The organism is Streptomyces sp. NPDC032091 (assembly GCF_055580265.1).
Genome location: NZ_JBVILR010000004.1, coordinates 388,649 through 401,734, shown reverse-complemented (window position 1 = coordinate 401,734; position 13,086 = coordinate 388,649). Strand labels below are relative to the sequence as shown.

9 protein-coding genes are annotated in these 13,086 nt (G+C 76.4%); 3 read left to right on the top strand and 6 right to left on the bottom strand.

Annotated features, from left to right (window positions below; genetic code table 11):
* Positions 1-38 precede the first annotated feature (38 nt).
* Positions 39-2,717 carry a phosphodiester glycosidase family protein gene (locus ACZ5NJ_RS09965; RefSeq protein ID WP_468764217.1) on the bottom strand — a complete coding sequence of 893 codons (2,679 nt, stop codon included), beginning with the start codon at positions 2,715-2,717 and terminating at the stop codon, positions 39-41.
* Between the two features lie 226 nt (positions 2,718-2,943).
* On the opposite strand from ACZ5NJ_RS09965, the gene ACZ5NJ_RS09960 reads away from it, so the two are divergent.
* Positions 2,944-3,660 carry a DUF4328 domain-containing protein gene (locus ACZ5NJ_RS09960; protein WP_468764216.1) on the top strand — a complete coding sequence of 239 codons (717 nt, stop codon included), beginning with the start codon at positions 2,944-2,946 and terminating at the stop codon, positions 3,658-3,660.
* Here ACZ5NJ_RS09960 and ACZ5NJ_RS09955 read toward each other — a convergent pair.
* Positions 3,657-5,720: a SpoIIE family protein phosphatase gene (locus tag ACZ5NJ_RS09955; protein WP_468764215.1), complete on the bottom strand. Its 2,064-nt coding sequence runs from the start codon at positions 5,718-5,720 to the stop codon at positions 3,657-3,659. The genes ACZ5NJ_RS09960 and ACZ5NJ_RS09955 overlap by 4 nt on opposite strands.
* Before the next feature lie 81 nt (positions 5,721-5,801).
* On the opposite strand from ACZ5NJ_RS09955, the gene ACZ5NJ_RS09950 reads away from it, so the two are divergent.
* Positions 5,802-6,242, top strand: coding sequence for a hypothetical protein (locus ACZ5NJ_RS09950; protein WP_468764214.1), 441 nt, complete (start codon positions 5,802-5,804; stop codon positions 6,240-6,242).
* Positions 6,243-6,307: 65 nt separating this feature from the next.
* Here ACZ5NJ_RS09950 and ACZ5NJ_RS09945 read toward each other — a convergent pair whose 3' ends face one another.
* A complete protein-coding gene (locus tag ACZ5NJ_RS09945) occupies positions 6,308-7,576 on the bottom strand; it encodes a DUF6777 domain-containing protein (RefSeq protein ID WP_468764213.1) in 1,269 nt (422 codons plus the stop codon).
* Between the two features lie 126 nt (positions 7,577-7,702).
* Here ACZ5NJ_RS09945 and ACZ5NJ_RS09940 point away from each other — a divergent pair, with 126 nt between their 5' ends.
* The gene (locus ACZ5NJ_RS09940; RefSeq protein ID WP_468764212.1) at positions 7,703-8,971 is read left to right on the top strand and encodes a streptophobe family protein; all 1,269 of its coding nucleotides are present in this window, start codon (positions 7,703-7,705) and stop codon (positions 8,969-8,971) included.
* A 55-nt stretch (positions 8,972-9,026) separates the two neighbouring features.
* Here ACZ5NJ_RS09940 and ACZ5NJ_RS09935 read toward each other — a convergent pair whose 3' ends face one another.
* The 3 genes from ACZ5NJ_RS09935 to ACZ5NJ_RS09925 are packed head-to-tail and all read right to left on the bottom strand — an operon-like array spanning position 9,027 to position 13,086.
* Positions 9,027-10,034 carry a serine/threonine-protein kinase gene (locus ACZ5NJ_RS09935; protein ID WP_468764211.1) on the bottom strand — a complete coding sequence of 336 codons (1,008 nt, stop codon included), beginning with the start codon at positions 10,032-10,034 and terminating at the stop codon, positions 9,027-9,029.
* A complete protein-coding gene (locus ACZ5NJ_RS09930) occupies positions 10,034-10,693 on the bottom strand; it encodes an SH3 domain-containing protein (RefSeq protein ID WP_468764210.1) in 660 nt (219 codons plus the stop codon). Before ACZ5NJ_RS09930 ends, ACZ5NJ_RS09935 begins: the two co-directional genes overlap by 1 nt.
* Complete coding sequence (locus tag ACZ5NJ_RS09925; RefSeq protein WP_468764209.1) at positions 10,690-13,086, bottom strand: FHA domain-containing protein; 2,397 nt, start codon at positions 13,084-13,086, stop codon at positions 10,690-10,692. Before ACZ5NJ_RS09925 ends, ACZ5NJ_RS09930 begins: the two co-directional genes overlap by 4 nt.

The window sequence follows — 13,086 nt, the reverse complement described above, 5'->3', positions numbered from 1 at the left end:
CGACGCTACTTTGCGGACACCCCCTAGGGTTTCCAGGGTCAGGCCGGCGGGGCCGCCGACAGCCAGTCGCGGCCCGGTTGCGCGGAGGTGTCGACCCCGAACAGGGTCCGGCCGGTGCGGGGCGCGGCGACGGCCGGTACGCCGTCGTCGCGGCCGGCGGTGAAGCGGGGTGCGCCGGGGGTGACGACCGCCGCCCCCTTCCCGGTCGTACGGCGGAACTCCGCGAGGCGCAGCGCCAGGAGGGCGGCCTCCTTGCGGTCCAGGGCCTCCGGCGCGTACGGCAGGACGACGGCCAGCGCGGCCGTCCCCGGCTCGCGGGCGGCGGCGTCCAGGGCCTGGCGCAGGGCCCGCATCCGGGCGAGTCCGGCGCCCCGGTCGAGGGTGCGCCGGCCGGTGTCGAGCGGTACGAAGCGCACCCCGCGGTGCAGGAAGGGCGTCCGCTCGGCGCCCGTCAGCACCAGGTCGGCGTCTCCGCCCGGGGCCCCGCCGACGGCGAACCGCCAGGGCCGGGCGGCGACTTGGGCGGCGGTGGCCACCACGGGGTCCGGCCGGGCGGCGACCGGGGCGGCGGGCCCGGTGGGCGCGGTCGTGGCGGTCAGGGTGTCCAGGAGCAGCCGGCCGGCGCGGGCGCCCGGGGCGGCCGAGAGGCGGGTGACGCGCAGGGGCTGCTCGGCGGTGGCCGGGACCGGCAGCCTGACCTCCCGCCAGCCGGTCCAGTCGGCGGCGGGCCCGCGCAGGGTCACCGGTACCCCGTCGGCCCCCGCCAGTTCCACCGCGGGCCGGGCCCCCGAGCCGTCCCCGCCGACCCACAGGGACAGGGCGCGGGTCAACTCCGGTACGGGGAGCGGCCGGGGCGGGGCGGCCGCGGCTCCGGCGCGCGCCTCCAGGGCGAGCCCCGGGCCGGGGTGGCCCTCGGCCGGGGCGGCGCCGGTCCCGGTCCAGGCGGCGGCGTCCTCGAAGCCGGCCAGGGGCGCGGTCACCGAGCCGACACCGAGGGCCAGTTCGGTGGTGGCGCCGGTGGCCCTGACGGTGGCGGACAGCCGGCCGGCGGCCCGGGGGACGAGAGCCGTGACGGTGAAGCCGCCCCGGCCGTCCTCGGCGACGCGCCAGCGGGTGCGGTCGTAGTCCAGGGTCAGGTCCCGGGGCTCGACGGGTGCGGCGGCCCCCTGGGCGTCGTAGCCGGTCAGGCTGAACCCGGTGCTGTCCCCGCGCCGTTCGAGCCCGATGCGGGCGGGCACGGCCCGCACCCCGGCGAGCGGCCCGAGCACGTCGAGCCGCAGCGCCCCCTCGGGGCCCCCGCGCCCGGCATCCGCGGCGGCCGCGGCCCGCGGCGCCTTCCCGGCCGAGGCCCGGACGACGGCCGGGCCCGGGCGGGCGGCGCGGTAGACGCCGTCCGGGCCGATCCGGCCCCGGTCGGCGGTCCAGTGCGGGGTCGCGGCGGCCGGAGCGAGGACGGTGTCGTACGCGGTGGCGGTGAGGGTGCGGGTCAGGCCGGGGAAGAGCCGGGCGGCTCCGCCGAGGGGCTCGACGCGGAAGCCGGCCAGCGGGCCGGGGCCGGCCGGGGCGGTGAGGACGAGGCCGTTGGGCACGGGGCGCTGGTGCCCGTCGGAGGGGGAGTTCTCCAGGGTGAGGGCGCCCGCGCCGGGGTGGGCGGCGAGCAGCGTGGTGGAGCCGCCGCCGTCGAGGTTGAGGGCCTCGTACGCGCCGAGCCGGTGCATCAGCGCGCCGAGCCCGGTGAGGGTCAGGCCGCCGCTGTCGCGCTGGCGGCCGTCGACGGCGATCAGGGTCAGCCGCCGGCCGTCCCGGGAGAGCCCGACGGCGGTGCGCGGGGCGGCGGCGTCGTTGGCCTCGCCGTCGTGGTCCAGCGGTCTCCCGTCGGCGACCAGGGTCCCGCGCCCGCCGAGCGCCGTCACCGGGGCCGGCCCCGACGCGGGCAGCGGCCGGGCGGTGACGGTCACCGCGTCCCCCGGGCGCAGGGCGGCGAGGGCGGCCGCCGGGGCGGTGCCGCGGGCGGTCAGCAGGGTGGTGCCGGGGGCGGGCCGCGCCGCGGTGGCGGGGCCGGTGGAGGCCACCTTGCCGTCGCGGAGCTCCACGGCCGGGCCGGGCCCCGGGGCCGGGAGCCGTGTGCCGCCCCAGTCGGCGGTGTAGGCGGCGAAGCCCTCCGTGGGCGGCTTGGCGGCGTTGTACCCGGCCAGCGGGTACGTCCGTCCGCCGGGCAGGGTCACCGTCCCGTCGAGGCCGAGGCGCAGGAGGCGGCCTGCGCCGTCCGGGCCGAAGCCGACGGCCGCGCCGCCGCCGGGCCCGGGCGAGGCGGAGTGCAGGAGCCGGCCGGAACCGACGCCGGGGCCGAGGGGGGCTCCGGTGTTCCGGATGTCGAAGAAGTCGCCGTTGACGGCGGCGACCACGCGCCGCCCGGGGCCGGGCCGGTACCGGGCGGCGGCTTCGGCGAGGGTGACCGGGCCGGTGCCGCCGCCGGTCCCGAGGTACTCGGCCCGTACGCCGCCGCGCGGGTCGAGGTCGGCGACCAGCTCGTCGATCCGCAGCCAGCGGTCGGCCTCCAGCCGGTCGAAGGACTCCAGGCGGATTCCGGGGGCGAGTTGCCGGGTGGTCCGGGCGGTCTCGATGCCGTCGCCGGGGCCTCCCGCGGCGGCGTACGCGGGCGCGGGGCCCAGCAGGAGGGCGCTCAACAGGACGGGCAGCAGCGGGCGGAGGCTCATCACCCCGGCAGGATCGCCATACTGTACGACCATCGGAACCGGGGCGCACCGCGTGGACCAGCGGGTTCAGCCGTTCGTACCCCTCGTACCGCCGTGTGGACGGCGGAGCCGGGGCTGGCATATGTTCTCCCCCATTGCCCGGGCCGGCGCTCTGCCGGCCCGTTGTGCGTCCGTCTCTTGTGCAGATGTTCCCTTGTACAGATGTTCCCGTGGGGGGTACCACGTCATGTCCTTCGGCACGCCCGGATCACCGCCGTCCCCGGCCCTCGGCCAACCGCCGTACCTGCCCAACCTCCCGGTGCTGCGCGCCGCGCAGGGTCTGGCGCGGGCGCTGACCGTGCTGCTGTCCGTGGCGGGCCTGGTGAACCTCCTCTCGGCCGGAGTGGGCCTGCACCGGTGGTCGCTGGCGCAGGACCTGATCGACGGCCCCGCCCCGGCCGGGGACGAGGCCCTGCGGCAGTCGGACGTCCTCACCGGCATCGTGGCCTCCTTCCAGACGCTGTCGCTGCTCGCGACGGGGGTGGTCTTCATCGTCTGGTTCCACCGGGTGCGCACGAACGGCCAGGTCTTCCGGCCCGACGGCTTCAGCCAGTCGCGCGGCTGGGCCATCGGCTCGTGGTTCGTTCCGATCGGCAACGTCTACCTGCCCTACCGGATCGCGAAGCAGACCTGGCGGGCCAGCCAGCGGCGGGCGGCCGACGGCTCGTACCAGCGCGTCTCCACCGCGCCCGTGACGGCCTGGTGGCTGGTGTGGACCGCCTCCACGGTCTGCGACGCCGTCGTGGAGCAGCTCTACAAGCGCACGGAAACCCCCGAGGGACTGGGGATCGCCGCCGCCTCCGGCGCCTTCGCCGACCTGTGCACGCTCGCCGCCGCCGTGCTGGCGATCGTCTTCGTCCAGAAGCTGACGGCCTTGCAGCACGCCAGGGCCTGGAACCTCTAGCGCTCCGGCCCGGGGACGGCGAACTCGCACCACACGCACTTGCCGTTCCCGCGCGGCTCCACGCCCCAGCCGTCCGCGAGCCGGTCGACCAGCAGCAGGCCCCGGCCCGACACCGCCCAGTCGTCCGCCTCGCGGCGGCGCGGCAGGGCGCTGCTGGAGTCCTCGACCTCGATGCGGATCCGGCCGTCCGCGGTCAGCCGCATGCCGACCTGTCCGCCGCCTTCGGTGTGCACCAGGGCGTTGGTCATCAGTTCATCGGCGGCCAGCTCGATCTCGTCGGCCCGCTCCCGGGCGCCCCAGGCGGCGGCCGCCGCCCGGATCAGGTGCCGGGCCACGGCCGGGCCGTCCGGGTCGCCCGGGGCCAGGTGCCGGCTCAGCGGGCCGCCGCCGCGCGGGGCGGGGGTGCCGCGGCGGCGCAGCACGAGCAGGGCCATGTCGTCCCCGCCGCCCACGTCGCCGACGAGGTCGCACAGCACGTCGGCGAGTTCCTCGACGTCCGCCGGGCCCTCGCAGGCCGCGTCCATGAACTCCCGCATCCCGGTCTCGGCGTCGCCGCCGGGCCGTTCGATCAGGCCGTCCGTGCAGAGCAGCAGGGTGTCACCGGGGTGGAGCTCCAGGCTGGTGACGGGGTAGCCGCAGCCGGCCTCCGGGTGCTCGCCCGGGGGCAGTCCGAGCGGTAGCCCGCCCGCCACCTGCACGCGGTGGCAGCTGCCGTCCCCGCGCCGGACCACCGGGTCGAGGTGGCCGGCCCGGACCAGGCGCAGCATCCCGGTGTTGAGGTCCACCTCGGCGTAGGTGCAGGTGGCGAAGCGCTCGGTGGCGAGGTCGCGCAGGAAGGCGGAGGCGCGGGCCATGGCCGTGCCGGGGGTGTGGCCCTCCAGGACGTAGGCGCGGAGCACGATGCGCAGCTGGCCCATGACGGCCGCCGCGTCCGTGTCGTGGCCCTCGACGTCCCCGATCATCACCCCGACGCGGCCCTCGCCGAGCGGGATGACGTCGTACCAGTCGCCGCCGATGTCCCGTCCGATCCGGGCCGCCCGGTACCGTACGGCGATCCGCGCGCCCGCGATCTCGGGGATGCTGCGGGGCAGCATGGCCCGCTGGAGGCCCTCGGCGAGGTCGTGCTCCTGCTCGAAGAGGATCGCCCGCTGGAGGCTCTGCGCGATGCCGCTGCCGAGCGCCACCAGCAGGTTGCGCTCCTCGGCGGTGAAGTCGCCGTCGCGGGTGTAGAGCAGGCCGAGCGCGCCGATGGGGCGGCCCTGGGCGATGAGCGGGAGGTAGACGCCGCTGCGGACGGACAGCGGCTCGATGTACGGCCACAGCTCGGGGTAGCGGCGGCGGAACTCCTCCCGCGAGGAGAGGTAGACGGCCTGGAGGGTACGCACGGCCTCGCTCATCGGCAGCCGGGCGTCGATGCGGGTGTACTCGATCTCGGGCACGTACGCGCCGAGCTGCCCCTCCGCGACCAGGTGGATCCGGCCGCCGTCGACGACGCCGAGCATGACGCTGACCGCGCCGAGGTGGCCGAGGCCCTCGGGGTCCTTGAGGATGTCGGTCACGTCGTTGACGGTGCGGGCGTGCGCGAGGATGGCGGCGGTCCGCTCGACGACCCCGGTCATCCGGCGCCGGCCCTCGTCGCGCTCCCCCGCCGCGCCGGGCTCGCCGGGGTCCTGGGCGGCGTCGCGGAGGATCCCGATGATCCTGTTCGGCCGGCCGTCCGGGTCGCGCAGGACGTGGCCCTGGAGGTGGGTCCAGGCGGTGCCGCCGTCCTGGCGGAGGGTGCGGAAGTAGGCCCCGTAGTGGCTGCGGCCGTCGTGCAGCGCCTGCCGGACGCGGTGATCCAGGCGGGCCCGGTCCTCGGGGACGACCCGGGCGCGCAGCCCGTCGGGGGTGCCGTCGAACTGGTCCGGGCGCAGGTCGAGGACCTCGATGGCGGTGGCGTCCAGGTGCATGCGGCCGCTGTCGAGGTCCCAGTCGAAGGTGCCCATGCGGTTTAGCGCCAGGCTCAGGTCGGGCCGCGCGGGCCAGTCGACCGCCGGGGTCCGTCCCCGCTGGTCCATGCAGCCAGGGTCTCACCTTGCCGGGGCCGGCGCCCGGGCAGACGATCGGATCGTCCCCTGTGTCTGCGAAGGGAATCCCCCATGAGGCGGCTGACCCGGAGGCTGCGGGCCCCGGTCGGGGCGGTTCTGGCGTGCGGGCTGGCGGTGGGGCTCGCGACGCCCGCCTCGGCGGCGTCGCGCCTGCTGAGCCTGAAGCTGGACGCCCCGTACGTGACGGTCTCGTTCCTCGACACCGAGGCCCATGACAAGAGCAACGTGCTCGTCCTGCGGCCCGAGGGCGGCGGGGAGACGCTGCGGGTGATCCTGTCCGACGAGGTCCCGGGGGTGGGCAGGACCGTCGTCAAGCGGCTGGACGCCGGGATCCGCCCGGGCACCCGCTACTGCGGGGCGGTCGAGGTGGCCGTCCTGGCCGCGGAGGAACCGACCGCGCTGCCGTCGGAGCTCCCGACGGCGCCGCCCGAACCCGACGACGTCGGCACGATCTACGAGACGGGCTCGGTGTGCGCCGGCCCGCCCGCCTGATCCGCCGTCCACGCGTCCCCCGGCCCCCGCCGTGCGGGGAGGGCCGGGGGGCCGGGGGCTACCTCCTAGTAGGGGTTGGCCGGAGGTGCGGGCGGTGTGGTGGCGGGGGGCGGCGGGGGTGTGGCCGGGGCCGGGGTCGTGGCCGGCGGATACGGCTCCGTGGCGGTCTCCGAGGACGGCTCGGACGGCGGCTCGGAGGACGGCTCCCGGGGGGTGCCGGTCGGGGATGCGGGGGCGGTCCCCGACGCGGGGCCGGTGGGCTTCGCGGTGGGCGGGGCCGAGGAGGCGGCCGGCGGGGTCGGGCTCGCCGACGCCGTGGGCGGGACGGTGGTGGGCACCGGCGTCGGAGCGGACGGGGGCGGGACCGGCTTGTCCGGCTTCGGGGCCGCGCCGCGCCCGCGTTCGAGCCAGCGGCGGTCCTGGTGGTCGTAGATGACGAAGGCGTTCACGGTGGTCTCCGACGGTGCGACGACCACCACCTTCGCCGGCTCGTACGCGCCCCACGGCTCCCCGTTCCGCTTGGGGTTGGCCTTCAGCGCCACCGGCGGGCCCAGCGGGTTCCCGCAGGCGCAGCGCACCCGGGGCACGCCCCGGTCGTCCACCAGCACGGCCGTCCCGGCCTGGAGCACGGCCTGGTAGGCGGTGGGGGCGCCGTCGCGGAAGCCGTGGTTGGTGACCCGGGTGTCCAGGCGCAGCTGGAGGGGGGTGAGCCCGCGCAGATAGCCGGGCACCGCGCCCGGTTCGAGGCCGAGGGCGGAGGCGAAGGCGCCGTTCTTGGCGGGCTGTCCGGACAGGGCCGCGATCTGCTTCTCCACGTCGCAGCTGGCGACGTCCCGCGTGCCGCCGTAGAGGCCGGGGGCGGAACCGCTGACGCTGCGGGTGCCCGTCGTGGCGGTGGCCGTGCTCGTCGCCGGGACGGGCGCCGTGCTCTGCGGCGCCGTGCTCTGCGGCGGCGGGGTCGCCTGCCGGGCGGCCGTGGAGTCGGTGAAGGGGTCCGGTCCCGAGGCGGCGGCCGGCTGGAGGAACACCTCGCTCCCGGCCTGCCCCGAGGAGCCGCCGGGCTGCCGGGTCAGCACCACGGCCAGGGTGGCCACGGCCACCACCGCCACGGCCGCGGTCACCAGCCGGGGCACGGACCGCCACCAGGGCCGTCCGGGTGGCTCGCCGCCGCCCGAGGAACCGCCGGAGGATCCTCCGGGGGGCGCGGGCGGCGGAGGCGTGGACCCCCGGTCCCCACCCGAGAGGGGGCCGGAAGGGGGACCGGTGGGACGCTCCGAGGCCGGCGGCTGCGAGGAGAACGGGGGCGGCTGCCCACCGGACGGCTGAGTGGTCACGGGCCCTTCTTCCCGAGCACCGAACGAGGTTGATTCCGGACATCTGCCGGATTTCAGGCACTCTTGCCGCCCATTGTGTGCGGGGTCCGAGTGGTGGCCGCAAGCCGGGGATGCCACGGTTGCAGGGTGAGCAGCACCTCCGCGAAGGCGTGGCGTGACGCCCTCGCCGCCGTCCTCGCAGGCTTCGCGGTGATGACCGCGGTGGCCGCCGCCGGGCTGGCCTGCGCCGGCGCGGCCGACCTGCCGGGCGGGGCGTTCGGCCATGTGGTCGCCGCCGTCGTCGTGATGGCGGCCGGCGGCGAGGTCCGCATCACGGGCGGCGCCGGCCTGCTGGGCGGTGCCGACGCGAGCCTGTCGGTGCTCCCGCTGTCGGTGAGCCTCGCCGGCGCGCTGACCACCGGGTACCTGTTCCTGCGCCCGCTGCGGCACCGCGCGGTGGCCCGGCCCCGCGAACTGCTCGTCCGGGCCGCCCTGCCGACCGTGCTGTGGCTGGCCCTGCTCACCCTCTTCGCGCTCTTCGCCGACCACAGCTTCCGCCTGCTCAACGGGGACTCGCCGCTGGCTGACCTCGGCGAACTCCTCGACTCCACCCCGACGGCGGGCTTCCGGGCGGACCTGCCCGCCACCCTGGGCTATGGACTGGCGTGGATCGTGGGCCTGTTGCTGATCGCCCTGCTCGTCTCCCGCCGCGCGCCGCTGCCGGCCGGTCTGCTGCGCTTCCACACGGCGGTGCGCCCGGCGGCGTTCGCCACCGCCGTCCTCCTCGTCGGGTACGTGGTCCTCGGGCTGGCGATCGGTCTGGTGGTGGCCGCCACGCAGGGGCATGCCACCCGGACGCTGGCCGTGCTCCTGCTCGGCCTGCCCAACCTGGCCTGGCTCGGCCTGACCCTGGGCTTCGGCGGCGCCTGGCAGGGCCGGGCGGAGGGTCCGTTCGGGCTGCCGATGCCCCAGCTGCTGGACCGGGTGCTGCGCGGGCCCGACCTGTCCACCCTCGACGTGTCCTCCCTCGCCCGGCAGGACGGCCGGGCCTGGTGGCTGGTCGCGGTGGCCGCCGTCGCACTGCTCGGCGCGGGGGTGCTGGCCGCCGTACGCTCCCCGGCGGGGGTCCGGCCCTGGCAGCACGCCCTGCACCTGGGGGTGGCGCTGGCCCTGGCCACCCTGACGGTCTGTCTGCTGGGCCGGATCGAGGCCCGGTTCGGGCTCTCGCTGCTGGGCATCGGGGACGAATCGGGGCTCGGCGGCCGGATCGAGCTCACCGCCGCCCTGTGGCGTACGACCGGCCTCGGACTGCTCTGGGGCGCGGTGGCCGGGTTCCTCGGCGCCCTCCTGGCCCGCCCGCTGCACCACCCCGGCCGGGTGGACGGGCCCGTAACCGCCCGTCGCCGGCACCGGTAGGAACCGCCCCGCTCCCCCGTTGCCTTCGCATCCTCCTCGGGCCCGGCCGCGGAATTCAGGCCCGGCCGCGGAACACCGGCAGCGCCCACCGGGGCGGCGGGGGCGGCGGCGGGGGGCCGGCGGCCTGGGCGAGGGCTCCGGCGTCGGCGGCGGCCCCGGCGACGGCGCCCGCCACGGGGGCTGCGGCCGCCGCCGTACCCGCCCGGCGCAGGGCGCCCGTGAACTCCAGGCAGCTCCCCCAGCGGTCCTCCGGGGTCTTCGCCAGTGCCTTGGCCAGCACCTCGTCCACCGCCGCCGTCAGCTGCGGCCGCCGCGAGGACGGGGTGGGCGGCGGATCGAACTGGTGGGCCCAGAGCAGGGCCATGTCGTCGTCCCGCTGGAAGGGCGGCCCGCCGGTGAGCATCTCGTGGACCACGCACCCCAGGCTGTACACGTCGCACCGGCCGTCCACCGGCTTCCCGGCGATCTGCTCGGGCGCCACATAGTCCAGGGTGCCGACGAACTGCCCGACGCTGGTGAACCCGGTCAGCGACAGGGACTTCTTGGTGAGTCCGAAGTCCGTCAGGTAGACGTGCTCGGGGTGTTCGCTGTCCGTGCCGTCCGCGACGAGGATGTTGCCGGGTTTGACGTCCCGGTGGACGAGGTCGTGGTCGTGGGCCGCGTCGAGCGCGGAGGCGACCTGGCCGGCGATCCGGGCGGCCGTCTCCACGGGCAGCGGACCGGTGCGGTCCAGCAGGGCCCGCAGGTCCTGCCCGGCCACGAACCGCATGGCGATGTAGAGGAGCCCGTCCGTCTCCCCCGCCTCGAAGACGGGGACGATGTGCGGGTGGTCGATGGCCGCCGCCACCTTCGACTCGTGGGCGAAGCGCTTGCGGAAGGTGTCGTTGCGGGCGAGTTCGGGGGCCAGCAGCTTCAGGGCCACCGTCCGGTCCAGCCGCAGGTCGCGCGCCCGGTAGACGACCGCCATCCCGCCGCGCCCGATCTCGCTCTCCACCAGGTACCCGGCGATCTGCTTGCCCAGCAGTCCGGAGGGCCGGCCGCCCAGCGAGTCGGCGGCCCCCATCAGCGCTCTCCGGCCCCGGGAACGTCCACGATGCGGGTCGGCTCGTGCCCCGTCTCCGGCGGCACGGGGGCGCCCGCCGCGGTCTCGGCACCCGCGCCGGCCCCGGCCGCCGGGGCCGCGGCCGGCGGTGTCTGCGGCTCGGGCGGGAGGGCGGACGCGGCGCCGGGTCCGGAGACCACCGCGTAGGTGGCCAGCCGGTTCCCGTCGGCGTACATCCACCGCCGCGAGGTCTCGTCGTAGAGCCACGCGGACTCCCCGTCGATGACGATCCCGACGCGCAGCCCGCGCACGGCCCGTCCGAAGTCCTCACCGCCCGCGGCGCCGTCGGCGTGCTCCCGTACGGCGCGCCGGTAGCGCTCCAGCGCCTCGGCGGCGCGGCCCAGCAGCGGTCCGGGATCCTCGGTCCGGGCGAGGGGCCGGCCGGACGTGGGCGGGGGCTGCGGGACCGCCACGAGCAGCCGTCCGTCCACCCAGGCGGACCAGCCGTTCGCGCAGAGGATCTCCGTCCACTCACCCCGCCGGGAGAGCAGCTGCACGGGCAGGAAGGGGTCCAGGGGCGCCGTCGGCCGGGCCACGTCGGGGGCCTCCCAGGCGGGGAGCCCCTCCTGCGGCACGACGTGGGTGGGGTGGAACTCCGGGATCGGGTCGGGGAAGGTCATCGCCGCGGCTGCTTCCGCATGACGGCCGGCTCCTGCCGGCGCAGCAGCCGGGCCACCACGAGGCCGAAGACCAGGGACAGGACGAGCAGCGCTCCGATGCACAGCAGCCAGCCGCCGGACTCGTGGCGGTAGAGCGGGTCCTGGGTGAGTTTGCCGGGGACGATCCGGCCGAGCTCGATGGTGGCGCCCATCGCGCCCATCGCCCACCGGGAGGGCGACAGCCAGGCCACCTGTTCGAGGACGGGGACGTCGTAGAGCTTCAGCAGGGTGCCGCAGAAGACGACCTGGACGATGGCGAGGAGGACCAGCAGCGGCATGGTGACCTCCTCCTTGCGCACCAGCGCGGAGATCATCAGGCCGAGCATCATCGCCGTGAAGGACAGCAGGGCGACGGCGAGGGTGATCTCGATCAGCGGGGGCATCAGGACGCCCTTGCCGCCCGGGGCGTTCAGGTCCACTCCGGCGAGCGCGATGAGGGTCAGCACCACCGCCTGGGCGACGGTGATCGTCCCGAGCACCACCACCTTCGACATCAGGTAGGCGGAGCGGGACAGCCCGACGGCGCGTTCGCGCTGGTAGATCACCCGTTCCTTGACCAGTTCGCGGACGGCGTTGGCGGCGCCGGTGAGCACGCCGCCGATGGTGAGGATGAGGAGGGCGTTGAGCGCCGTCTCGACGGTCAGGGTGTTCCCGGCGAGGGCGCGGGCCATGGCGCCCATCATGAAGGGCAGCGCGACCATGATGACGAGGAAGGTGCGGTCGGCGCCGAGCACGGCGGCGTACCGGCGGACCAGGGTGGACAGCTGGGAGCCCCAGCTCTGCGCCTTGGGGGGCGGTGCGGGCGGCACCGCCGCCGCGGCGGCCGGGGCCGGCACGGGTACGGGCACGGCCCCGCGGGCGGTGAGGTCGACGTAGCGCCGGTGGGCCGGGGAGCCGCGGAAGGCTCCGGCCCAGTCGCGGTCGCGGTCGTTCTCGAAGACCTCGAAGGCCTCGGGCCACTCGGCGAAGCCGAAAAAGCCGAGGGCCTCCTGGGGCGGGCCGAAGTAGGCGACGCGCCCTCCGGGGGCGAGGAACAGCAGCCGGTCGCAGACGTCGAGGCTGAGCACGCTGTGGGTGACGACGATGACGGTGCGGCCGTCGTCGGCGAGGCCGCGCAGCATGTGCATGACCGAGCGGTCCATGCCGGGGTCGAGCCCGGAGGTGGGCTCGTCGAGGAAGAGCAGCGAGGGCTTGGTGAGCAGTTCCAGGGCGACGGAGACCCGCTTGCGCTGGCCGCCGGAGAGGCTGTGGATGGGCTGGTCGGCCCGCTGGACGAGGCCGAGCTCGCGGATCACCTCGTCGACGCGGGCCTCGCGTTCGGCCCGGCTGGTGTCCTGCGGGAAGCGCAGTTCGGCGGCGTAGACGAGGGCCCGGCGGACGGTCAGCTGGGCGTGCAGGATGTCGTCCTGGGGGACGAGGCCGATGCGGCTGCGCAGTTCGGCGTAGTCGTGGTACAGGTCGCGGCCGTCGTAGAGGACGGATCCGGTGTCGGCGGGGCGCAGGCCCGTGAGGGCGCCCAGGAGGGTGGATTTGCCGGCGCCGCTGGGGCCCACGACGGCGAGCAGGCATTTGGCGCCGACGGGGAAGGTGACCCCGTCCATCAGGGTCTTGCGGCCGCGGTCGACGGTGACGCCGAGGCCCTGGACGTCGAGGGAGACCTCGCCGGTGTCGGTGTACTCCAGGAGCCGGTCGCCGACCAGGCAGAAGGCCGAGTGGCCGATGCCGACGATGTCGCCGTCGGTGATCCGGGCCCGGGTGACGGGGGCACCGTTGAGGTAGGTGCCGTTGTGGCTGCCGAGGTCGACGATCTCGAAGGTGCCATCGGCCAGGGCGCGCAGCTCGGCGTGGCGGCGGGAGACGACGAGGTTGTCGATGACGAGGTCGTTGGCGGGGTCCCGGCCGATGCGCAGGGCGGTCCGCGCGGGTACCGCCCGGACGCTGGTGGGCTGCCGGAACGTGCTGGTCATGGCCGGGTTGGTGACCGAGGAGGGGCGGCCGCGGGGGGCGGGCCCGGGCGGTGCGGGGGGCGGCGTACGGCCGACGAGGACGGCACGGGGGCCGTCGACGGCGTTGCCGAAGCGCAGTTCGCTGCCGGGGCCGACGCTCTCGGCGCGGACGCGGTGGCCGTCGGCGGCCCAGGTTCCGTTGGTGCTGTTCTCGTCCTCGACGGTCCAGTGGTCTCCGTCGGGGCGCAGGACGGCGTGGTGCCAGGAGACACGGGCGTCCTCGAAGCAGATCTCGCAGAGGGGGTCGCGTCCGACGTGGTAGGTCCTGCCGGGGCTCATTTCCGTGGAGCCTCGGGCGGTTTCCAGGAGGAGTTCGGGCGCGGTCGGCACACCGGGGCGCTGGACCAT